General features: G+C 59.2%; 14 protein-coding genes. 11 read left to right on the forward strand and 3 right to left on the reverse strand.

Annotation, left to right across the window (positions count from 1 at the left end; genetic code table 11):
* Nucleotides 1-48 precede the first annotated feature (48 nt).
* Nucleotides 49-3,378: a diguanylate cyclase gene (locus tag IFU29_RS04925; protein ID WP_191932898.1), complete on the forward strand. Its 3,330-nt coding sequence runs from the start codon at nucleotides 49-51 to the stop codon at nucleotides 3,376-3,378.
* 7 nt (nucleotides 3,379-3,385) lie between these two features.
* Here the strand turns inward: IFU29_RS04925 and IFU29_RS04930 are convergent, their stop codons facing one another.
* Nucleotides 3,386-4,789 carry a hypothetical protein gene (locus IFU29_RS04930; RefSeq protein ID WP_191932899.1) on the reverse strand — a complete coding sequence of 468 codons (1,404 nt, stop codon included), beginning with the start codon at nucleotides 4,787-4,789 and terminating at the stop codon, nucleotides 3,386-3,388.
* A 182-nt stretch (nucleotides 4,790-4,971) separates the two neighbouring features.
* Between IFU29_RS04930 and yegD the strand changes: the two genes are divergently transcribed.
* The gene (gene yegD, locus IFU29_RS04935; RefSeq protein ID WP_191932900.1) at nucleotides 4,972-6,324 is read left to right on the forward strand and encodes a molecular chaperone; all 1,353 of its coding nucleotides are present in this window, start codon (nucleotides 4,972-4,974) and stop codon (nucleotides 6,322-6,324) included.
* A gap of 28 nt (nucleotides 6,325-6,352) precedes the next feature.
* On the opposite strand, the gene IFU29_RS04940 is transcribed toward yegD, so the two are convergent.
* Nucleotides 6,353-7,549 (reverse strand): MFS transporter, encoded by a 1,197-nt coding sequence (locus IFU29_RS04940; RefSeq protein ID WP_191932901.1) that lies wholly within the window; start codon nucleotides 7,547-7,549, stop codon nucleotides 6,353-6,355.
* A gap of 215 nt (nucleotides 7,550-7,764) precedes the next feature.
* The gene (locus IFU29_RS04945; RefSeq protein WP_191932902.1) at nucleotides 7,765-8,727 is read right to left on the reverse strand and encodes an aldo/keto reductase; all 963 of its coding nucleotides are present in this window, start codon (nucleotides 8,725-8,727) and stop codon (nucleotides 7,765-7,767) included.
* A gap of 255 nt (nucleotides 8,728-8,982) precedes the next feature.
* Here IFU29_RS04945 and IFU29_RS04950 point away from each other — a divergent pair, with 255 nt between their 5' ends.
* The 9 genes from IFU29_RS04950 to manD all read left to right on the forward strand — a co-directional run bounded on the left by IFU29_RS04950 (nucleotide 8,983) and on the right by manD (nucleotide 24,137).
* Nucleotides 8,983-10,227 carry an MdtA/MuxA family multidrug efflux RND transporter periplasmic adaptor subunit gene (locus IFU29_RS04950; RefSeq protein ID WP_191932903.1) on the forward strand — a complete coding sequence of 415 codons (1,245 nt, stop codon included), beginning with the start codon at nucleotides 8,983-8,985 and terminating at the stop codon, nucleotides 10,225-10,227.
* Nucleotides 10,227-13,343, forward strand: a complete 3,117-nt coding sequence (locus IFU29_RS04955) for an MdtB/MuxB family multidrug efflux RND transporter permease subunit (protein ID WP_191932904.1) — start codon at nucleotides 10,227-10,229, stop codon at nucleotides 13,341-13,343. Before IFU29_RS04950 ends, IFU29_RS04955 begins: the two co-directional genes overlap by 1 nt.
* Nucleotides 13,340-16,414, forward strand: a complete 3,075-nt coding sequence (gene mdtC, locus IFU29_RS04960; protein ID WP_191932905.1) for a multidrug efflux RND transporter permease subunit MdtC — start codon at nucleotides 13,340-13,342, stop codon at nucleotides 16,412-16,414. The genes IFU29_RS04955 and mdtC overlap by 4 nt, the downstream gene beginning before the upstream one ends.
* A 4-nt stretch (nucleotides 16,415-16,418) precedes the next feature.
* The gene (mdtD, locus tag IFU29_RS04965) at nucleotides 16,419-17,825 is read left to right on the forward strand and encodes a multidrug transporter subunit MdtD (RefSeq protein WP_191932906.1); all 1,407 of its coding nucleotides are present in this window, start codon (nucleotides 16,419-16,421) and stop codon (nucleotides 17,823-17,825) included.
* On the forward strand, nucleotides 17,825-19,210 hold the full coding sequence (gene baeS, locus IFU29_RS04970; RefSeq protein WP_191932907.1) for a two-component system sensor histidine kinase BaeS: 1,386 nt from the start codon (nucleotides 17,825-17,827) through the stop codon (nucleotides 19,208-19,210). The genes mdtD and baeS overlap by 1 nt, the downstream gene beginning before the upstream one ends.
* A gap of 15 nt (nucleotides 19,211-19,225) precedes the next feature.
* A complete protein-coding gene (baeR, locus tag IFU29_RS04975) occupies nucleotides 19,226-19,939 on the forward strand; it encodes a two-component system response regulator BaeR (protein ID WP_423244803.1) in 714 nt (237 codons plus the stop codon).
* Nucleotides 19,940-20,164: 225 nt separating this feature from the next.
* Entirely contained in the window at nucleotides 20,165-21,547 is a 1,383-nt protein-coding gene (trhP, locus tag IFU29_RS04980; protein WP_191932908.1) for a prephenate-dependent tRNA uridine(34) hydroxylase TrhP, read from the forward strand.
* A 299-nt stretch (nucleotides 21,548-21,846) separates the two neighbouring features.
* Nucleotides 21,847-22,746, forward strand: coding sequence for a lipid kinase YegS (gene yegS, locus IFU29_RS04985; RefSeq protein ID WP_191932909.1), 900 nt, complete (start codon nucleotides 21,847-21,849; stop codon nucleotides 22,744-22,746).
* A gap of 176 nt (nucleotides 22,747-22,922) precedes the next feature.
* Nucleotides 22,923-24,137, forward strand: coding sequence for a D-mannonate dehydratase ManD (gene manD / locus IFU29_RS04990; protein WP_191932910.1), 1,215 nt, complete (start codon nucleotides 22,923-22,925; stop codon nucleotides 24,135-24,137).
* Nucleotides 24,138-24,141: the final 4 nt, after the last annotated feature.

Genomic DNA, 24,141 nt, shown 5'->3' on the forward strand with positions numbered 1-24,141 from the left:
CATAAGATATTAAGATTATGCCTATATCGGTGCCATGCTGGATATGTAATGACGACAAAAAATTTATCACCGGTAACCTCCCGGCGCGCACAGTGGGTTAACGCCCTGCTGCTGGGAGTGTTAAGTTTTGTCGTCACTTTTTACTGTCTTGAGCTGATCAAGGTCAGCGGCCAGATATCGCCGCTGTGGTTTTCCACCGCGCTGATGACCATCGTAGTATTCCGTCACCCCCTGCACCGCCTGCCCCTGCTGCTGGCGTGCTGCGTTGTCGGCGTCTCCGTGGCCAACGCCCTGGTCATCGGTCCCTCGCTGGCCAACCTGAAGTTCCCGCTGGTCAATCTGCTCCAGGCTTTGCTGGGGGGCGCACTGCTGCGCCTGCTGCTGGATCGTGACAAACCGCTGAACTCGCTGTTTAGCTGGTGCAAAATGATGGTCGCCGTCGGCGTTATGACGCCGCTGATCGGTGGGCTACTGGCCAGCTGGCTGCTGCATTTTGACGGCCACTCGTCGCTGCGTTTCTTCACCACCTGGAGCATCTCTGAGGTGATTGGCATGCTGGCGCTGGGCCCGGTCTGTCTGCTGTGGCAGCCGGATTATCTGCGCCGTCATCTGCGCCAGAACGTGCTGTTTGAAACCCTGCTCACGCTGATTGTCACGCTGGCACTGTGCTGGCTCTCACTGCGCTATGTCCCCTGGCCTTTTACCTTTGTTATTGTGATCCTGTTTTACAGCGCGGTCCGTCTGCCCCGCTTTGAAGCCTTTGTGATCTACCTTGCGACCATCTCAATGATGTCGCTGATGCTGGCCCTGCAGCTGATCCCTGACGACATCATTAATGCCCGGATGCTGGTGTCCATGCCCTGGGTCCCGTTCCTGCTGGCGCTGATCCCCAGCCATATCATGACGCTGGTGATGCACTCATTTCGCGAAGAGCGTAAGCACATCTCTGAAAGCGAAACGCGCTTTCGCCACGCCATGGAGTATTCAGCTATTGGTATGGCGCTGGTATCAACCCGCGGCGACTGGATGCAGGTCAACCCTTCCCTGTGCAAAATACTGGGCTACAGCAGGACGGAACTCAGCGTCCTGAACTTTCAGACGCTGACCCACCCCGACGATCTCGACGCCGATCTGGAACAGATGCACGCTCTGCTGGCAGGCGAGATCAGAAGCTACAGCCTGGAGAAGCGTTATATTCATAAAAACGGCCAGATCCTCTGGGTCCTGCTGGCCGTATCACTGGTACGCGACAGCGAACAGCAGCCGCTCTACTTTATTGCGCAGATTGAAGATATCTCCGATCTGAAAAAGACGGAGGAGGTGAACCAGCGCCTGATGGAACGGATCACCCTGGCGAATGAAGCCGGCGGGATCGGCGTCTGGGAGTGGGATTTACAAAACGGCGTGATGAGCTGGGATAAGCGTATGTTCCAGCTCTATCAGATGCCAGCCAATGCCCAGGCCTCGTACCAGGACTGGGTTAACCGGCTGCACCCGGCCGACCGGGAAGGCGCTATCCGCATGTTTGATAACGCCGCTAAAAATGCCATGCCGGTCGACGTTGAGTATCGTATTAATACGGACACCGGCGTGCGTCATATCCGCGCCCAGTGCAATATTTTGCTGGACCGGAATGGCAACGTCGAACGTATGCTTGGCATAAATCAGGACGTTACCGACTTACGCCTGCTCACCAACGCCCTTTATGAAGAGAAAGAGCGCATGCACATCACCCTGGATGCCATTGGTGAAGCCGTGATCAGCACCGACGAAGAGATGCGGGTGATCTTTATGAACCCGGTGGCAGAAAAAATGAGCGGCTGGCTCCAGCATCAGGCCTCGGGTAAACCCCTGAGCGAGATCCTGCATCTGACCCAGGGCAGCCAGGACCCGGAGCGTAAAAATCTGCTGCTGTGCGACCTGCCGCAGCAGAAAACCCCGGGAGAGCCCGATGCCGAGCTGGTGCTACACAACCGCTCCGGTGAGCAGTTCGCCGTGCATTACAGCCTGTCACCGCTGAAAACGCTGGCCGGTGAAAACATCGGCAGCGTAATGGTGATCCAGGACGTCAGTGAATCCCGTGAAATGCTGAAGCGTCTGAGCTACAGCGCCTCGCACGATATGCTGACGCGCCTGCCTAACCGCGCCAGCTTCGAGCATCAGCTTAAACGCCTGACCCTCTCCGGGACAGAGCAGCAGCACGTGCTGGTGTTTATCGATCTCGATCGCTTTAAATCCGTCAATGACACCGCAGGCCATGCGGCCGGGGATGCCCTGCTGCGTGACATCGCTGGCGTGATGCAGCGCCATCTGGGGACCGGCGATTTCCTCGCCCGCCTGGGCGGCGATGAGTTTGGCGTCCTGCTGCCGGACTGCACGCTGGAGCAAGCCGGCGAGACAGTGGGCCGTATTATTAGCGCCGTTAGCGATTATGGCTTCCTGTGGGAGGGCCGGTTGCATCACGTCGGTGCCAGCGCCGGTCTCACGCCGGTCAGTGCGGACAGCGCCAGCGAACTGATGGCGCAGGCAGACCTTGCCTGCTACCACGCCAAGCATAACGGACGCGGCCGACTGTCCTTCTACGAAAGCCACCTGCTGAAACGACTGAAGCCAGTCATGACCCGCGCTGAAAATGCGCATATCATTGCTCATCAACCGATGCGCCTGCAGGTGTGGGCGGCCTCCCCGCCGGGAAAAATCCATGCCACCAGCTTCTGGCTGGCAGAGATGCAGCTGTTTACGCCAGAAGGGGATGAAATTGATGAAACCAGCTTCCGCGCCGGGCTGCAGGACAGCGATCTTTTTGTCGAACTGGACCGCAAGCTGATCAGAGAATTCTTCCAGCACTACGCGCAGGGAACCATCAGTAAAGGCCTGACCCTGGCGTTGCCGATCTCCGGCTTCGGGCTGCGCGATGACGCTTTCATTAACGATACGCTGGCCCAGTTTGCCCGCTACAGCGTACCGGCCAATACCCTCTGGTTTGCCCTCAATGCCGACGTTCTCAGCCAGCCAGATGAAGCACTGCACCGCAATATTGCCCGCCTTCGCGCCGCCGGTAGCCGGATTGTCCTGCGCGACTTTGGCCGCAATCTGGATGCGTTTAACCAGCTGCCGGCCGACGAAATTGACTATCTGTACCTCGCCAGCGAGCTGGTGGCCAACGTCCACTGTAACCTGATGGATGAGATGATGGTGTCGATCATTCACGGCCACGCCCGGCGGCTGGGTATTGCCACTCTCGCCGGGCCCGTAGAGCTGCCGGTGGCCCTTAACACGCTCTCCTCCATTGGCATCGACGTGGTGTGGGGCGATACCATCGCGCCCCGCCAGCCGCTGGCGTCGATGCTGATGAACAGCTACTTCGCCATCAAATAATTCACCCTTATTTCGGCTGGTGCAGACAAGCTTGAGTGATCCAGCCCTGCACCTTCGCATCCTGCTCCGCGCCGGTCAGCAGCTGTGCGCTGGCCGACATCAGCGGCGCACAGCGCAAACCCGCTTTCAGCATGATGTGCAGGGTTTGCGGATCATCTTCATAGCGAAAGACCGCCAGCATCTGCTTCGGCGTCAGAGTCACTCCCTGTGCAATGGCGCTGGACAGTACCTGCTGGAGCACGCTGGTGGTCTCGTCGCGGTAGCGCCAGTTACCCCGGGCTTCATCAATCAGCGCATTGGTCATCCCTTTCTCACCAAATTGCCTTTCCGGCTCAAGGTAATGATCCCAGACAATCAGCCCGCTGTTGAGTAACGCCGCCCGGGTCGGTGGTGGAGCATACTTAATCATCCAGGCCATCAGGGTCAGATCGCGCCCGCTACCGTCGGACAGCGTTTGCTCGAGTAGCAACGGCTGCTGACGTACTGCCGCCATTAGCGTTGCGGTGTCGTCATTCAGCGCCAGCAGCATCAGCCGCCAGAGGCCCTGCGGGGCTGGCTCATACGCCAGCAGAAAATTCGCCGTGCTGCCGATGCCTGTAAACAGGGCGGTGGTCATGTAAGAGGGTGCGTCCGGGAGACGGGGCTTTATCCAGTCAGGACGTGCCGCCAGCAGCAGGGCCATCGTCGCATAAAAACGCTGCTGCCGCGCCTCGCCCGCAGGCGGCTCGAGACGCAGATCGCGCAGCGGATCGTAATCAAAGGAGAGTGACTGGATCTGTGCCGGGGTCATCACCGAAAGAAACAGCTTCAGGGCGACCGTATTATGGCTTTCAATCGCATTGCTGAGGACAGAGTAGCCATTTTCCCCTTTATCCAGCGGCGAAAGTCCGCGCCGGATAAAATAGCGCAGCGTCTGTTCGGGATAGGCTTTTGCCGCTGCGCGGTAAAACAGCTCGCGGGCGCTGTCGTCAGGGAGTCGGTTCAGCTGCGTGATCGCACCCTGCTCCAGCAACACCAGGTTATGTTGCATCTGCCGCTCGTGCCGCGTCCACGCCATGGTGCTCTGGTGACCCGGGTTAAACCAGAAGGCGGCAGTCAGTACGGTAAACAGCAGCCATCCGGTGACCAGCGCCTTTACCGGCGGGACATCGCGCCGCTGCCAGCGAGCCAGCAGCAGCGTAAGCCAGGTCAGCAGGGACACCATTAACAGCAGTACCTCATGGGCAAACTCCACGACCCTCAGCCCAGCCGGCCAGAGTAACAGAGCGATAATCAGCGACTGCGGCAGCAGTGATGCCAGCAGTACCCAGCGGGAACGGGTATGACGCCAGCGCAGGGCCAGCACCAGCGCGGTGATGCCAAGGGCCAGAGGGGCAATCGTCAGCGACACCAGGATTAAAAATACAGACAAGCTCACATCCACTCCCTGCCCTCTGCCGGATGGCAGGGCGGTTATTCCATTTTGTGGACGCGATTCTATACAAAGCCGGCCGATAAATAAAAGACGACGTGGTAAACCTTCTCTTGCCGCTTGCGCCGCCAGCGCACTCAGGCTAAAGTCGCCCCCTTTTTTCCCACTCAGCGGAGGAAACGATGTTTATCGGTTTCGACTACGGTACGGCAAACTGCTCTATTGCCATCATGGAAAACGGTGCCCCTAAGCTGCTGCCGTTAGAGCAGGACTCGCCTTATTTACCCTCAATGCTGTGTGCGCCCACCCGTGATGCCGTCAGCGAATGGCTGTTCCGTCATCATCAGGTCCCTACCCCACAGGCAGAAAACCAGGCGCTGCTGCGCCGTGCGCTGGCGTTTAACCGCGAAGAGGATATCGACGTCCTGCCGGGCAGCGTCAAATTCGGCCTCGCGTCACTGGCACAGTACATGGATGACCCGGAGGACGTGTGGTTTGTGAAATCCCCCAAATCGTTCCTCGGAGCCAGCGGGCTGAAACCACAGCAGGTCGCTTTCTTCGAAGATCTGGTCTGCGCCATGATGCTGCACATCCGCCAGACCGCTGAAGGTCATCTGAACGAGCGCGTCACTCAGGCGGTGATCGGTCGTCCGGTCAACTTCCAGGGACTGGGCGGCGATGATGCCAACCAGCAGGCGGAAGGCATTCTGGCACGTGCGGCCAGCCGCGCCGGTTTCCAGGAGGTGGTGTTCCAGTTTGAACCCGTAGCTGCCGGGCTGGATTTTGAAGCGACGCTGACGAAAGAAACCCGGGTGCTGGTGGTGGATATCGGCGGGGGAACCACCGACTGCTCCATGCTGCTGATGGGCCCGCAGTGGCACGATAAAGCGGATCGTGGCGACAGTCTGCTGGGTCACAGCGGTTGCCGCGTGGGGGGAAACGACCTGGATATCATGCTGGCGTTTAAGGAACTGATGCCGCTGCTGGGGCTGGGCGGTGAAACCGTGAAAGGTACCGGGCTGCCGGCCCTGCCTTGGTGGAACGCCGTCGCGATTAACGATGTGCCTGCGCAGAGTGACTTCTATGCCGCCGCCTCACGCAAGCAGCTGCAGGACCTGATCCGCGATGCTGCCGAACCGGCTAAAGTACAGCGCCTGCTTAAAGTGTGGCAGCAGCGGCTGGGCTATCGTCTGGTGCGTGCCGCCGAAGAGAGCAAAATCATTCTGTCGCAGCGTGACGAGGTGCAGACCGCGCTGGACTTTATCGACGCCGGACTGGAAACAGGCATCAGCGTTACCGCGCTGGAAGCGGCCATCAGCCAGCCGCTGGAACGCATTCAGGAGCAGGTCACCCTGGCCTTAAATACCAGCGGCACGCGTCCTGACGTGATTTATCTGACCGGAGGCAGTGCGAAATCGCCGGTGCTGCGTGCGGCATTACAGCAGCAGCTGCCGGATATTCCGCTGGCCAGCGGCGATGACTTCGGCTCTGTGACCGCAGGCCTGGCACGCTGGGCACAGGTGATGTTCCGTTAATCGTTCGCAGTCTGACCGGCCAGCCCGGTCAGACTACTGAACGCGCCCTTCCCGCCCGCCACCAGAGGATCAGCGACAGCAGGGCTACCCCACCCAGTACGCTGAACGCCGCGCTGAACGAGTAGCGCGTGGCAATAAATCCGGCCAGCGCCGGACTGAACGCCGCCCCGGCCCCCTGCATAAACATAATAATGCTCTGCCCCGCATTAACATGCCCCGTACCTTTCAGCACGCTGACCACGTAACCCGGCAGCGCCACGCCGAGAATGCCCGCCGCCAGCCCATCCATAATCTGCACCGGGATCATCGCCAGTGGCTCGGCAAATCCGGCGGCAATCGCGGCACGGAAAGGCAGCACCATCAGCGCCACCATAATCAGCCGCCGGTAGCCATATTGCTCGATGCGCGCGGCGGTAAACAGCGCCACCGGGATCATCACGCACTGCGAAATCACCACCGTGGCAGCCGCATACAGACCGGGGTTAATGGCCCCGGAACCGGACGCCGAGGCGACGCGCATGCTTAACATAGGCAGCAGTGCAGCATTGGAAAGATGGAAAAGCAGCAGGGTCAGCCCGGTAATCAGCAACAGCGGATTTTTTATCAGTACCGACAGGCGCGGTACCGAAGTGGCCTCCTGCGCAGAGGTCAGTCCACGGGCAACGGCATGATCGATATCCTGTTCATGAATGGCAAGAACAGCAACGGAGGTCAGCACCGCCATGCCGGTCATCAGCACAAAAACGGCCCCAATGCCACTGTACCAGCTGGCGACGCCTGCCAGCACCGCCGCCGTCATATTCCCGCCATGATTAAACGCTTCGTTTCGCCCCATCTGGCGGTTAAAACCGGCCTCTCCGGTAATCCCCAGAGTGATACCGGCCAGCGCCGGACCAATAAAGGCGGCGGCGATGCCGGTCGCTATCTGCGATAGTGTGACGGCAACCGGCTCAGGACGATACCACAGCCACAGCGTGGCCACGGTTATCAGGGCACAGCAGACCAGCAGCCACAGACGCTTGCGGGTGGTGGCATCGATCATGATCCCGGCCGGGATAGTGACCAGCAGACCGGCCAGACCGCCGGCGGTCATCACCAGGCCGATATCATCCGGTGTCCACTGCCTGTCGGTGAGAAAAATGCCTAAAAAAGGGCCAAGACCATCACGCACATCGGCAAGAAAAAAGCTCATCAGACACAAAGCCTGAAGCGATCGTTTGGACATGGTATTTCCCCTGGCGAAAAGGTCAGTGAGACCCAAAAAGGCACGAAAGGTTAACGATAAGATGCGCCTATCATGCCTGAAAACGGCAATAAGTCACCGGGAAGGAGAGTAACGAATTGAAACCTGCAGAAAGAACATCGGCCAGGCCTGGGGAGACTGTCCGGCGCAAAAAAGCCCGCAAAGGCGGGCCTGGTGTGCGCAATACTCAGCGACGTTTAGTAGCTGCTGACTTCAGACAGCAGACGAAGATCCTCATCTTTCAGTCTGAGAACGGCGGCTTTCGCCAGTTCGTCGACCTGTGCCAGCGACGTGGCGCTGACAATCGGCGCGGTGACCGACGGACGGGCGATCTGCCAGGCCAGTGCCACCTGCGCAGGCGAGGCATGACGGGCATCGGCTATCTGGACCAGCGCATTGACGATTTTCAGGCCGCGATCGTTCAGATACTTTTCGACGACACCCTGGCCACGGGCGCTTTTCGCCGCATCCTCTTTACTGCGGTACTTTCCACTGAGGAAACCGCTGGCTAGGGAGTAGTAGTTAATCACGCCGAGGCCGTGCTCCACCGCCACCTGCTCCAGCCCGCTCTCATAGCCTGCGCGATCGTAGAGATTATATTCCGGCTGCAGCGTTTCATACCGCGCCAGCCCATTGTCCGCGCTGATTTTCAACGCCTCACGCAGGCGGTCGTCAGCATAGTTAGAAGCACCGATAGCGCGCACCTTACCTTCTTTGATCAACGCATCGAACGCGGCCAGCGTCTCCTGCAGCGGGGTATCAGCATCATCACGGTGAGCCTGATACAGGTCAATATGGTCGGTTTGCAGGCGTTTCAGCGAGGCGTCCACCGCCTGGCGAATATAGGCAGGTGCCAGTCCGGTTTTGCCATCCCCGAGATCCATTCCCACTTTGGTCGCCAGCACTATCTGGTCACGTTTACCGCTTTTTTTCAGCCAGTTACCAATAATGACTTCTGATTCGCCACCTTTATTTCCCGGTGCCCAACGAGAATAGACATCCGCCGTATCAATAAAGTTAAGCCCCTTCTCCACCAGCGCATCCAGCAGAGAAAACGAGGTCTGTTCATCAATAGTCCAGCCGAACACATTACCACCAAAGGTCAGCACCGGAACCTGGATACCGGAGCGGCCCAGCTGGCGATGTTCTAAAGTACTCATAATGATTCTCCTGATTGGAAGCCAGTAACGCAGCCCATAAGTCTAACAAAGAAGCGGGATCGTGCTTCGTCCATTTGTGGCAATGTATTTACCAGAAAAGATAAAAAAGAAAAGATGCCGCCGCGACAGCGGATAACTATACAGTTATCCTTAATTCCTTCATTTTTCAGCGGTTGAAATTCGCTATCCTTATAAAATTCGGGACACCTTTTTGTCCTGCCTGGGCATGAGCCTGATCCACTGAGAGCCAACAACATGAATACACCGCGTCGTTTCCCCCTGATCCCACTGGTGATAGCCGTTGCGCTGATAGCCGGGGGCGGTTACTGGTGGTACAGCCACAGTGGCAGCCCGCAGGCACAGCCCGCAGAGGGGACGCAACCGGCGCGGGGCAAAGGCCCTCGCGGCGCGGGACGGGCGGGTGGTGCGGGTGGCATGGCCTCGCCGGTGCAGGCGGCTGAAGCGGTGCGGCAGAGCGTGCCGCAGTATCTCTCCGGGCTGGGTACGGTCACGGCAGCCAATACCGTTACGCTGCGCAGCCGGGTCGACGGCGACCTGATGGCGCTGCATTTTACAGAAGGCCAGGAAGTGAAAGCCGGACAGCTGCTGGCAGAGATTGATCCGCGTCCTTATCAGGTAGCACTAATGCAGGCCGAAGGGCAGCTGGCAAAAAGTCAGGCTACGCTGGCCAATGCCCGGCGCGACCTCGCCCGCTATGAAAAGCTGGCTAAAACCAGTCTGGTGTCACAGCAGGAGCTGGATACCCAGCGCTCGCTGGTCAGCGAAAGCCAGGGCACGCTGAAAGCCGATGAAGGCAGCGTCGCCAGCGCAAAGCTTAATCTCACCTACAGCCGGGTCACTGCCCCCATCGACGGTCGCGTTGGCCTGAAACAGGTCGACGTCGGCAACTATATTTCCAGCGGCGACACCAACGGCATCGTGGTCATCACCCAGACCCACCCGATCGATCTGGTGTTCAGCCTGCCGGAAAATGATATCTCTGCCATCCTCAGCGCGCAAAAAAGCGGGCCCGTTCCGGTCGAAGCCTGGGATCGCGGCAACAGCACGCTGCTGACCCAGGGGACGCTGCTGAGTATGGATAATCAGATTGATACCACCACCGGTACGGTGAAGCTGAAAGCCCGCTTCACCAATCAGGATGACCGCCTGTTCCCCAACCAGTTTGTTAACGCCCGCCTGAAAGTCAGCACACTGCAGGATGCGATTGTCATTCCGGCCGCAGCGCTGCAGATGGGCAACGAGGGCAGCTTTGTCTGGGTGGTCAACAGTGACAGTAAGGTGAGTAAAAAAATCATCACCATCGAATTCCAGGACAGCGAAAAAGCGGTGATCAAAGCCGGACTGGAAGCCGGGGAAAAGGTGGTCACCGACGGGATTGACCGCCTGACGGAAGGGGCAAAAGTGGAAGTGGTCGCCCCGCAGGCCACGCCGCTGACCTCGGGTAAAAGTGCCCAGCCCGCCAGAGGAGCCAGCGACTGATGCAGGTGATGCCCCCAACGCCCGGCGGCGGACCCTCCCGCCAGTTTATCCTGCGCCCGGTAGCCACCACGCTGCTGATGATTGCTATTCTGCTGGCGGGGATTATCGGCTATCGCGCCCTGCCCGTCTCTGCCCTGCCGGAAGTCGACTACCCGACGATTCAGGTGGTGACCCTGTATCCCGGGGCCAGCCCGGACGTGATCACCTCGGCGATCACTGCGCCGCTGGAACGTCAATTCGGCCAGATGTCTGGCCTGAAACAGATGGCCTCGCAAAGCGCTGGAGGCGCTTCGGTCGTCACCCTGCAGTTCCAGCTGGCGCTGCCGCTGGACGTGGCCGAACAGGAGGTGCAGGCTGCCATCAATGCCGCCACCAACCTGCTCCCGTCTGACCTGCCTAACCCGCCGGTTTACAGCAAGGTGAATCCGGCGGATCCGCCGATTATGACCCTGGCCGTCACCACCACCAGCCTGCCAATGACTCAGGTCGCCGATATGGTGGAAACCCGCGTCGCGCAGAAAATTTCCCAGGTGACAGGCGTGGGCCTGGTCACCCTCTCCGGCGGTCAGCGCCCGGCGGTCCGGGTGAAACTCAATGCCCAGGCGCTGGCGGCGATGAATATCACCAGCGAAACCGTGCGCACTGCCATCAGCAATGCTAACGTCAACTCGGCCAAAGGCAGCCTGGACGGGCCGGAACGCTCAATTACCCTGTCGGCCAATGACCAGATTAAAACCGCCGAGGGTTACCGGCAGCTGATCGTCGCGTTCCAGAATGGCGCACCGGTGCGGCTGGGCGACGTCGCCAGCGTGGAACAGGGCGCGGAAAACAGCTGGCTCGGGGCCTGGGCCAACCGGCAGCAGGCGATTGTACTGAATGTTCAGCGTCAGCCCGGGGCGAACATCATTGCTACCGCCGATAATATTCGCCAGATGCTGCCTGCCCTTACCGCCTCTCTGCCCAAGTCGGTAGAAGTCAGACTGCTGACCGACCGCACCACCAATATCCGCGCATCCGTCCATGATGTGCAGTTTGAGCTGCTGCTTGCTCTGGCGCTGGTGGTAATGATTATTTATCTGTTCCTGCGCAACGTGGCGGCCACGATTATTCCGGCCGTCGCCGTGCCGCTGTCATTAATCGGCACCTTCGCGGCAATGTATTTCTTTGGCTTCTCGGTGAACAACCTGACCCTGATGGCGCTGACCATTGCCACCGGCTTCGTAGTCGATGATGCCATCGTGGTGATTGAAAATATTTCGCGCTACATCGAAAAAGGCGAAAAACCGCTGACCGCCGCGCTGAAAGGCGCGGGCGAGATAGGCTTTACCATTATTTCCCTCACCTTTTCGCTGATTGCGGTCCTGATCCCGCTGCTGTTTATGGGTGACATCGTCGGCCGTCTTTTCCGCGAGTTCGCCATTACCCTGGCGGTGGCCATTCTCATCTCAGCGATAGTGTCACTGACGCTGACGCCGATGATGTGCGCACGCATGTTAAGCGCCGAGTCCCTGCGCAAGCAGAACCGCTTTTCCCGCGCCAGCGAAGCGGTGTTTGAACGGGTGATTGCCCGCTATGGCCGCATGCTGCAAAAAGTCCTCCGCCATCCGTGGCTGACGCTGGGTGTGGCGATCGGCACCATGGCACTGACGGTACTGCTGTGGCTGGCGATCCCGAAAGGTTTCTTCCCGGTGCAGGATAACGGCATTATTCAGGGAACCTTACAGGCCCCTCAGTCAGTTTCGTACAGCAATATGGCACAGCGCCAGCAGGAAGTGGCCTCGATCATTATGAAAGATCCGGCGGTACAGAGCCTGACCTCCTTTGTTGGCGTGGATGGCACCAATGCCGCGCTGAACAGCGGGCGACTGCAGATTAACCTTAAACCACTGGATGAGCGGGCTGACCGCATTCCGGCGGTGATCGCCCGTCTGCAGGCGCAGATCGACAACCTGCCCGGTATTACCCTCTGGCTGCAACCGGTACAGGACCTGACGATTGATACCCAGGCCAGCCGGACGCAGTATCAGTTCACGCTACAGGCCGGTTCGCTTGAATCCCTCAGCCTGTGGGTGCCCAAACTGCAGGCGAAGCTGGCCACCCGTCCCGAACTGAAATCCGTCAGTAGCGACTGGCAGGATCAGGGGCTGGAAGCCTATATCCGCGTTGACCGGGATGTTGCCAGCCGCCTGGGCATCTCGCTGTCTGACGTCGACAACGCCCTGTATAACGCCTTCGGCCAGCGTCTGGTATCAACAATTTATACCCAGGCCAATCAGTACCGCGTGGTGCTGGAACATGACACGACCCGGACCCCGGGCCTGGCTACGCTTCAGAGCATCCGGCTGAAAAGCACCGATGGCGGCAGCGTGCCGCTCAGTACGATTGCCAGCGTAGAGCAGCGCCACACGGCCCTGACGATTAACCACCTTGACCAGTTCCCTTCCACCACCTTCTCGTTTGATGTGAATAAGGGATACTCGCTGGAGCAGGCGGTCAATGCCATCAGCCAGACAGAACAATCCCTTGCCATGCCGTCGGAGATCATGACGCAGTTCCAGGGCAGCACGCTCGCCTTCCAGGCCGCGCTGTCCAGCACTGTCTGGCTGATTGTCGCCGCCGTGGTGGCGATGTATATCGTGCTGGGCGTGCTCTACGAGAGCTTTATTCATCCGGTCACCATCCTGTCCACGCTGCCTACCGCCGGGGTGGGTGCCCTGCTGGCGCTGCTGATCAGCGGCAGCGAGCTGGATGTGATTGCCATCATCGGCATTATTCTGCTGATCGGTATCGTGAAAAAGAACGCCATCATGATGATCGACTTCGCCCTGGCGGCCGAGCGCGAAAAAGGGATGACCCCGTACGAGGCCATTTACCAGGCCTGCCTGCTGCGCTTCCGTCCGATCCTGATGACCACTCTGGCCGCGCTGTTCGGTGCCCTGCCGCTGATGCTCAGTACCGGCGTTGGCGCGGAGCTGCGCCGCCCGCTGGGAACGGCAATGGTCGGGGGCCTGGTGGTCAGCCAGGTGCTGACGCTGTTTACCACGCCGGTGATCTACCTGCTGTTTGACCGTCTGTCACGGGCAACGCGTCGCCTGGTGAAGCGGGAGGCCGAGTGAAATTCTTCGCCCTGTTCATTCACCGGCCTGTCGCCACCACGCTGCTAACGGTGGCGATCCTGCTGGCAGGGATCCTGGGCTTCCGGCTCCTGCCGGTGGCCCCGCTGCCGCAGGTGGACTTCCCGGTGATCATGGTCAGCGCCTCGTTGCCGGGTGCCTCACCGGAAACCATGGCCTCCTCGGTGGCGACCCCGCTGGAGCGGGCGCTGGGCCGCGTCGCCGGGATCACCGAGATGACCTCGACCAGCTCGCTCGGCAGTACGCGCATCATCCTGGTGTTTGATTTTGAACGTGATATCAACGGTGCCGCGCGCGATGTGCAGGGGGCCATTAACGCCGCCCAGAGCCTGCTCCCCACCGGGATGCCCGGCCGCCCCACCTACCGTAAAGCAAACCCGTCAGATGCGCCGATCATGATCATGACGCTGACATCAGACACCTACTCCCCGGGGCAGCTGTATGACTATGCCTCGACGCAGCTGGCGCAAAAACTGTCGCAGATCGACGGCGTCGGCGATGTCAGCATCGGCGGCAGTTCACTGCCGGCGGTGCGCGTGGCGCTCAATCCGCAGGCGCTGTTTAACCAGGGCGTTTCGCTGGATGCGGTGCGTACGGCCATCACCAGCGCCAACGTGCGCAAGCCGCAGGGGGCGATTGAAGATCGCCACCAGCGCTGGTGGCTGAAGACCAACGATGAACTGAAGACCGCCGCTGAATATCAGCCGCTGATCGTGCATTACCATAACGGCGCTGCGGTGCGCCTGCAGGACGTGGCGAGCGTGACCGACTCGGTGCAGGACGTGCGTAACGCCGGGATGTCCAACGCCCGACCGGCGATCCTGCTGCTGATCCGTAAGGCCCCTGAGGCCAACATTATTGATACGGTTGACCGCATCCGGGGTGAGCTGCCTGAACTGAACAACATTATTCCCGCGTCGATTCACCTGGAGGTCGCCCAGGATCGTTCACCGACCATTCGCGCCTCGCTGCATGAGGTGGAGCAGTCGCTGGCCATCTCCGTCGGTCTGGTGATCCTGGTGGTGTTCGCCTTCCTGCGATCCGGCCGTGCCACGCTGATCCCGGCGGTGGCCGTGCCGGTGTCGCTGATCGGTACTTTTGCCGCGATGTACCTGTGCGGCTTCAGTCTGAATAACCTGTCGCTGATGGCGCTGACCGTGGCGACCGGCTTTGTGGTCGACGATGCCATTGTGGTGCTGGAGAATATTTCTCGTCATGTCGAAGCCGGGATGAAGCCGCTGCAGGCGGCACTGCAGGGGGTACGCGAGGTCGGCTTCACCGTCGTCTCGATGAGCGTCTCGCTGATCGCGGTGTTTATCCCTCTTCTGATGCTCGGCGGCATCATTGGCCGCTTCTTCAAGGAGTTTGCCGTCACGCTGTCGGTGGCCATCGCTATTTCGCTGGTGATTTCCATCACTCTGACGCCCATGATGTGCGCGCTGCTGCTGCGCAATAAGCCCAGGCACACCCAGCCGCGTATTCGCGGGTTTGGCCGGATACTGCTGGCGGTTCAGCAGGGGTATGGCCGCACGCTGCACCGCGTGATGGACCATGCGCGCTGGACGCTGCTGGTGTTCCTGGCCACCATCGGGCTGACCGTTTACCTCTATATTTCCATTCCTAAAACCTTTATGCCGGAACAGGACACCGGGCGGCTGATGGGCTTTATCCAGGCCGACCAGAGCATCTCGTTCCAGTCAATGCGCGGCAAGCTGGAAGACTTTATGCGCATCGTCCATGCCGATCCAGCGGTCGCCAGCGTGGTGGGATTCACCGGCGGGTCGCGCACCAACAGCGGCTCGATGTTTATTTCGCTCAAACCGCTGAACCAGCGCAGCGACACGGCGCAGCAGGTGATTGCCCGCCTGCGCGGCAAGCTGGCAAAAGAACCTGGCGCCAACCTGTTCCTGATGGCGGTGCAGGATATCCGCGTTGGTGGTCGCGAATCCAACGCCGGGTATCAGTATACGCTGCTGTCAGACAGCCTTGACGACCTGCGCGAATGGGAGCCCAAAATCCGCCGTGCCTTTGCCGCCCTGCCGGAGCTGGCGGACGTCAATTCTGACCAGGAGGATAAAGGGGCTGAGATGGCGCTGACCTACGATCGCGCCACCATGTCGCGACTGGGAATTGACGTTGCCGATGCCAATAATCTGCTGAATAATGCCTTCGGCCAGCGCCAGATTTCCACCATCTATCAGCCGCTGAACCAGTACAAAGTGGTGATGGAGGTAGACCCGCGATACACCCAGGATATCAGCGCCCTGACGCAGATGTTTGTGATTAACAGCGAGGGTAAGTCCATTCCGCTGTCGTCGTTTGCCCACTGGCAGCCGGCGAACTCACCGCTATCAGTGAATCATCAGGGCCTGTCTGCGGCCTCTACCGTCTCCTTCAACCTGCCGGAAGGGGTGTCGCTGTCGCAGGCCTCGGCCGCGATTGACCGCAGCATTACGTCGCTGGGCGTGCCGTCCAGCGTGCGCGGCAGCTTCTCCGGAACCGCCGCCGTGTTTGAGCAGACGCAGAGCAGCCAGCTGTGGCTAATCGTCGCTGCCATCGCCACGGTGTATATCGTCCTGGGGATCCTGTATGAAAGTTACGTTCATCCGCTGACCATTCTCTCGACCCTGCCTTCCGCGGGGGTGGGCGCGCTGCTGGCGCTGGAGCTGTTCAGTGCGCCATTCAGCCTGATCGCCCTGATAGGCATAATGCTGCTGATCGGCATCGTGAAGAAAAACGCCATAATGATGGTCGACTTCGCTCTCGACGCCCAGCGTAACGGAGGAATGACGGCGCGCGACGCCATATTCCAGGCCAGCCTGCTGCGCTTCCGGCCGATTATGATGACCACGCTCGCCGCGCTGTTTGGCGCACTGCCGCTGGTGCTGACCAGCGGTGACGGGGCAGAGCTGCGCCAGCCGCTGGGGATCACCATCGTTGGTGGTCTGGTGATGAGCCAGCTGCTGACGCTGTACACCACCCCGGTGGTTTATCTGTACATGGATAAACTGCGACGTAAACCACGCTTAATGGCCGCCACAGAGGAACGCTGATGCCATGACTGCCTCTCCTGCTTCGGTACGCTGGCAACTGTGGATCGTCGCGTTCGGCTTTTTTATGCAGACGCTGGACACCACCATCGTCAATACGGCCCTGCCCTCAATGGCGGCCAGCCTGGGACAAAGCCCGCTGAATATGCATTCGGTGATCGTCTCCTACGTGCTGACCGTCGCCATTATGCTGCCGATCAGCGGCTGGCTGGCAGACCGCTTCGGGGTGCGCAACGTGTTTTTCAGCGCCATTGTGCTGTTCAGCGCCGGGTCGCTCTGCTGTGCGCTCTCCTCCACGCTGGACCAGCTGATCCTCTCACGCGTGCTGCAGGGGATTGGCGGGGCGATGATGGTGCCCGTCGGACGCTTAACGGTGATGAAGCTGGTGCCTCGGGCTGAATATATGGCGGCGATGACCTTTGTGACCCTGCCGGGCCAGATTGGCCCGCTGCTCGGTCCGGCGCTGGGCGGCGTGCTGGTGGAGTACGCCAGCTGGCACTGGATTTTCCTGATCAATATCCCGGTCGGGATCGTCGGGGCCATCGCCACCCTGATGCTGATGTCCAATTTCACCCTGCAAACCCGACGCTTTGACTTTACCGGCTATCTGCTGCTGGCTGCGGGCATGGCGACCCTGACCCTGGCACTGGACGGCCAGCGCGGGAGCGGTATGTCTCCCCTGCTGCTGTGTCTGCTGATCCTCTGCGGCGTCTTCAGCCTGTTATTCTATCTGCTGCACGCCCGGCATAACGAGGGCGCTCTGTTCAGCCTGAAGCTGTTCGATAACCGCATTTACGCCATCGGCCTGCTGGGCAGCCTGACCGGACGTATCGGCAGCGGTATGCTGCCGTTTATGACCCCTGTTTTTCTGCAGATCGGCATGGGTTACAGCCCGTTCCACGCCGGACTGATGATGATCCCGATGGTGCTGGGCAATATGGGCATGAAGCGCATTGTGGTGCAGATTGTTAACCGTTTTGGCTACCGCAACGTGCTGGTGGGCTCGACCCTGGCGCTGGCGCTGGTGGTGCTGCTGTTTCCCGCCGTGGCGATGATGGGCTGGTTTGCCCTGCTGCCGGTGGTGCTGTTCCTGCAGGGAATGGTCAATGCTATCCGTTTCTCCGCCATGAACACCCTGACGCTGAAAACGCTGCCGGACGATCTGGCCAGCAGCGGTAACAGCCTGCTGTCGATGGTGATGCAGCTGTCGATGAGCATCGGCGTCACCGTGGCCGGGCTGCTGCTGGGTACCTTCGCCCACCAGACGCTGACCGGCAGCCCCCAGATGACCGAAGCCTTTATGTATACCTGGCTGTGTATGGCACTGGTGATTGCCCTGCCGGTCTTCGTTTTCTGGCGTGTTCCTAAAGAGCCCCACCCCAATGCGCTGCTGGCGCGCAGGAGAAAGCCTTAATGTTGGCAAAATTACGTATCGGCATCACCGCCAAGCTGTTCGCGGCGATTTTTTCTACCTGCATGCTGGTGCTGATTACCATGCACTGGGGGGTGCGACTCAGCTTTGAGCACGGTTTTATTGACTACATCAAACGCGGCAACGAGCAGCGGTTGACGATGCTGGGAGATGCGCTGGCTGACCAGTACGAACAGCACGGCAACTGGGATTTCCTGCGCAATAACAACAAGCTGGTTTTCAATATTCTGCGCTCGCTGGAGCAGAACCCGGATGCCAGTAACCAGCTGCCGCCGCACGGCTGGCGTACCCAGTTCTGGATCATCGACCAGCAGTACCGCGTGATGATTGGCCCGCGCGCGCCCGTCCCGCAGGAAGGGTCCAGACGCAGCATTACCACCAGCAACGGTAAAGTGGTTGGCTGGGTGATTGGCTCACCGTCGGAACGCCTGACGCGCAGTGCCGACATCAACTTTGACCAGCAACAGAAACGCACCAGCTGGATGATTGTTGGCCTGACCATGCTGCTGGCCGCTGCGGTCACCTGGCTGCTGTCCCGCGGGCTGCTGGCCCCGGTTAAGCGACTGGTAGAAGGCACGCATCACCTGGCAGCCGGGCATTTTACCAGCCGGGTACAGGCCTCCAGCCGTGATGAGCTCGGCCGTCTGGCGCAGGACTTTAACCGCCTTGCCAGCACGCTGGAAAAAAATGAGAAAATGCGCCGCGCCTTTATGGCTGATATCTCGCATGAGCTGCGCACGCCGCTGGCGATATTGCGCGGTGAGCTGGAGGCCATACAGGACGGCGTGCGCAAGCTGACCCCGGAATCTATCATTTCATTACAGGGCGAGGTGGCCACGCTGACCAAGCTGGTTGACGACGTGCACCAGCTTTCGATGTCTGATGAAGGGGCTCTGGCCTACCGCAAAAGCCAGACCGACCTCGTCCCGCTGCTGGAGCTGGTTTCCGGTAACTTCCGCCACCGCTTCGGGCAGCATCCCTTAGCCCTGACGCTGACCTTACCGGATCAGGCCCCGCAGTTTGGTGACCCCGACCGCCTGATGCAGCTGTTTACCAACCTGATGGAAAACAGCCTGCGCTACACCGACCCCGGCGGCAGCCTGCATATCAGCCTGCATCCGCGCGCCAGCGGCAACGTGCTGCACTTTGATGACAGTGCGCCCGGCGTCAGCGACGAGCAGCGGCAGCAAATTTTTGAGCGTTTCTACCGGGCGGAAGGTTCGCGCAACCGCGCCAGCGGCGGCTCCGGTCTGGGGCTGGCTATCTGTCAGAACATCGTTGAAGCCCACGACGGCACCATCCTTGCGGAGCACTCCGATGCAGGTGGCGTGAGAATTACGGTACACTTACCCTATAAGACTCACTGACATGGTTGTAATACGATGACTCTGGATATGGATACGCCCGCACCGCTGATTTTAATCGTTGAAGACGAACCGAAGCTGGGCCAGCTGATGATCGATTATTTGCAGGCGGCGAATTTCCGCACGCACCATCTGCTGCGCGGGGATGAAGTGCTGCCGTGGGTGAAACAATACTCTCCGGACCTGGTGCTGCTGGATCTGATGCTGCCCGGGCTGGACGGACTGTCCGTCTGCCGTGAGCTGCGCAGCTTTTCCGACCTGCCGGTGGTCATGGTCACGGCGAAAATTGAAGAGATTGACCGCCTGCTGGGCCTGGAGATCGGCGCGGATGATTACATCTGTAAACCGTTCAGCCCGCGCGAAGTGGTCGCGCGGGTAAAAACCATTCTCAAACGCTGCCAGCGCACCCCCGAGGAAGCCCGGCAGGTCTCCCTGCTTAAAGTCGATGAAAAGCGCTTCCACGCCAGCTGGGATGAGAAGCCCCTTGACCTGACTCCGGCAGAGTTTCGCCTGCTGAAAACCCTGGCGCAGGAACCCGGTAAGGTGTTTTCCCGCGAACAGCTGCTGAACCATCTGTATGACGACTACCGCGTGGTCACCGACAGAACCATCGACAGCCATATAAAAAACCTGCGCCGCAAGCTGGAGTCGCTGGATGCCGACCAGCCGTTTATCCGCGCCGTGTACGGCATGGGTTATCGCTGGGAAGCAGACATCTGTCGTTTGATTTAGATCAATTTCCTCAACCTGCCGCCGCCTTACAATCCCCCGCAAAACCGAATTAACCCTGATTAATTCACGTTGCAGGCAGGCGGCAGGCCCGCTGGGTGAGCCTCCCGGATGAGGCTCATAAGCCCTGGAAGCAGAAAGAACGCTGTGACCAGGGTGAACGGGTGCCGCCAACGCCTCTGCAGCGTGAATTATGACGGGTCTGACCTGACATCAGACTGAGACACCATGAACAAACCGGAACTGCTTTCTCCGGCCGGGACACTGAAAAACATGCGTTACGCTTTTGCGTATGGCGCAGACGCCGTGTATGCCGGTCAGCCTCGTTACAGCCTGCGCGTTCGCAATAATGAATTTAACCATGAGAACCTGGCGACGGGCATCAATGAAGCCCATGCGCTCGGTAAAAAATTCTATGTTGTGGTTAACATCGCCCCGCACAATGCCAAACTGAAAACCTTTATTCGCGATCTGCAACCCGTGGTGGATATGCAGCCGGATGCGCTGATCATGTCCGACCCGGGCCTGATTATGCTGGTGCGCGAAGCCTTTCCCCAGATGGACATTCACCTGTCGGTGCAGGCCAATGCCGTGAACTGGGCGACGGTAAAATTCTGGCAGCAGATGGGGCTGACGCGGGTGATCCTGTCACGCGAGCTGTCGCTGGAAGAGATCGGCGAAATTCGCCGACAGGTGCCGGAGATGGAGCTGGAAATTTTCGTCCACGGTGCGCTGTGCATGGCCTATTCCGGGCGCTGCCTGCTGTCCGGCTATATCAATAAGCGTGACCCGAACCAGGGGACCTGCACCAATGCCTGCCGCTGGGAATATAACGTGCAGGAAGGCAAAGAGGACGCGGTCGGCAATATTGTACACCGTCAGGCACCGATTGCCGTTCAGAATGTGGAACCGACGCTGGGCGAAGGGCAGCCAACGGACAAAGTGTTTATGATTGAGGAAGCAATGCGCCCCGGCGAGTATATGACCGCCTTTGAGGATGAGCACGGCACCTATATTATGAACTCGAAGGATCTGCGGGCCGTGGCACACGTTGAACGTCTGACGCAGATGGGTATCCACTCCCTGAAAATCGAAGGACGCACTAAGTCATTTTACTATTGCGCCCGTACCGCCCAGGTCTATCGCCGGGCGATTGACGATGCCGCCGCTGGCAAGCCTTTCGATCCCGCGCTGCTGGAAACGCTGGAAGGGCTTGCGCATCGGGGCTATACCGAAGGCTTTCTGCGCCGCCACACGCACGACAGCTATCAGAGCTATGATGCCGGCTACTCGGTGTCCGACCGCCAGCAGTTTGTTGGCGAGTTTACCGGTGAACGGCGCGGTTCGCTGGCGCAGGTCGATGTGAAGAACAAATTCAGCGTCGGTGACAGCCTGGAACTGATGTCCCCTTCCGGCAATATCAACTTCACCCTGACGCAAATGGAAAATGGCAAAGCGCAACCGGTTGACGTCGCACCCGGCAACGGGCATCTGGTCTGGCTCCCCCTGCCGGAAGAGATGGATGTACAGTATGCCCTGCTGATGCGCAACCTGCCGGGGACCACCACCCGGGACCCTCATGGAGCCGTTCTGGCAAAAGAAGTTACGTGATGTAACTGATTTTAGAATGCGATCACATTACCGTGTGGGATTCCTCGCTATGATGCCCGCGCTCCTAACGAATAATTCCAAATAGCGTTATGATCCATTCAACTTTCTGCCTGAATGATGAATGATCTGTATCACCTCATTTGGCTCTCACGGCTCCCCCGTGCGGGCCATTTCTTTTTTTATCGGTTCCCCACCGGGCGCTTTTCAGAAAACTTTCCGCTTTTTCACCCGTGGCTCACCTTCTTACCCAGGGTATGCTATATCTTGATGCAAATCACACTGGCTTTCAGGGATTAAAAATGGAAAAACATTCACTTACGCTGGCCATTTTAAATGGTAAAAGCGCCGGCAATGAGGCGCTGCGCGAAGCCGTTGCTGCGCTACGCGAGGAAGGTTTCCCGCTGGAAATCCGCGTCACCTGGGAATACGGTGACGGTGAGCGCTACGTGCAGGAAGCGGTTGAACTGCAGGCACAAACAGTGATCGCTGCCGGAGGTGACGGCACAATCAATGAAGTGGCGACCGCCCTGGCGCGGTTATCTCCTGAACGTCGGCCGGTACTGGGGATTGTGCCGCTCGGCACCGCCAATGATTTCGCCACCAGCGCGGGCATCCCGCTGGAGATGGACAATGCACTGCGCCTGGCTATTCAGGGCAAAGCCAGCGCCATTGACCTCGCACGCGTCAATAATGACCGTTACTTTATCAATATGGCCACCGGCGGCTTTGGCACACGCATTACCACCGAAACGCCGGAAAAACTCAAGTCAGCGCTGGGTGGCGTCTCCTACTTTATTCACGGACTGATGCGGATGGATACGCTGAAAGCCGACAGCTGCACGCTGGAAGGACCGGATTTTCACTGGCAGGGTGATGCGCTGGTGATCGGCATCGGCAATGGCCGCCAGGCGGGGGGCGGGCAGCGCCTCTGTCCAACCGCGCTGATTAACGACGGCAAGCTGGAGCTCAGTATCGCGACCTCACAGGAACTGCTTCAGGCGCTGGTGCATAAGTTAACCAGTGACGAAGAAAATCCTAATCTGATCACCGCCTCCCTGCCGTGGCTGACCATCCGTGCGCCCAATGAGATGACCTTTAATCTCGATGGCGAACCGTTAACCGGCACCGAGTTTCGTATTGAAGTGATGCCCTCTGCACTGGAGTGCCGTCTGCCGCCCTCCTGTGAACTGCTGGCGTAATCCGTCGATAACAGCCCCATGAATCCTGGCCGTTGAACGCCAGGATTCGTCTTCATCCCACCCCGCCTCTGTCGATACTAATGTGATCCCTCTCGCGAATCCTGCAGATGCAACTTGTATGGTAGTACGTTATCAGCGTATTTTTTCATCATTGTTGGCGCACAAGGCGATTCAGAATGAAAATTGTAAAAGCAGAAGTATTCGTGACCTGCCCCGGAAGAAACTTTGTCACGGTAAAAATCACTACCGATCAGGGGCTGACCGGCGTGGGCGACGCCACGCTCAACGGGCGTGAACTGCCAGTGGCGTCTTACCTGAAAGATCACGTCTGCCCGCAGCTTATCGGGCGCGATGCCCATCAGATTGAAGATATCTGGCAGTTCTTCTATAAGGGCGCTTACTGGCGTCGCGGCCCGGTCACCATGTCAGCCATTTCCGCTGTCGACCAGGCGCTGTGGGACATCAAGGGCAAAGCGGCGAATATGCCGGTGTACCAGCTGCTGGGCGGCGCTTCACGCACGGGCGTGATGGTGTACTGCCACACCACCGGTCACAGCATTGACGAAGTGATGGACGACTACGCAAAGCACAAAGCGCTGGGCTTCAAAGCTATCCGTGCGCAGTGCGGCGTACCGGGCATGAAAACCACCTACGGGATGGCCAAAGGCAAAGGCGAAGCCTACGAGCCGGCCACCAAAGGTGCCCGCCCGGAAGAGCAGCTGTGGTCAACCGAAAAATACCTCGATTTCACGCCGAAACTGTTTGAAGCCATTCGCGATAAGTTCGGCTTTGACGAACATCTGCTGCACGATATGCATCACCGCCTGACGCCGATTGAGGCCGCCCGCTTCGGAAAAAGCGTGGAAGATTACCGCCTGTTCTGGATGGAAGACCCGACCCCGGCGGAAAACCAGGAGAGTTTCCGCCTGATCCGCCAGCACACCGTGACGCCGATTGCGGTAGGAGAAGTGTTTAACAGCATCTGGGACTGTAAGCAGCTGATCGAAGAACAGCTGATCGACTATATCCGCACCACCATCACCCACGCCGGGGGCATCACCGGCATGCGCCGCATCGCCGACTTCGCTTCGCTGTATCAGGTGCGCACCGGCTCCCACGGCCCGTCCGACCTGTCACCGATCTGTATGGCGGCCGCGCTGCACTTTGACCTGTGGGTGCCAAACTTCGGCGTGCAGGAATATATGGGCTACTCCGAACAGATGCTGGAAGTGTTCCCGAACAGCTGGCGCTTCGATAATGGCTATATGCACCCTGGCGATAAACCGGGTCTGGGCATTGAGTTCGATGAAAAGCTGGCGGCGAAATACCCCTATGAGCCGGCCTATCTTCCTGTCGCCCGTCTGGAAGACGGCACCCTGTGGAACTGGTAAGGAG

This window comes from Erwinia persicina (genome assembly GCF_014838825.1).
In the GTDB taxonomy this organism is placed as follows: domain Bacteria; phylum Pseudomonadota; class Gammaproteobacteria; order Enterobacterales; family Enterobacteriaceae; genus Erwinia; species Erwinia persicina_A.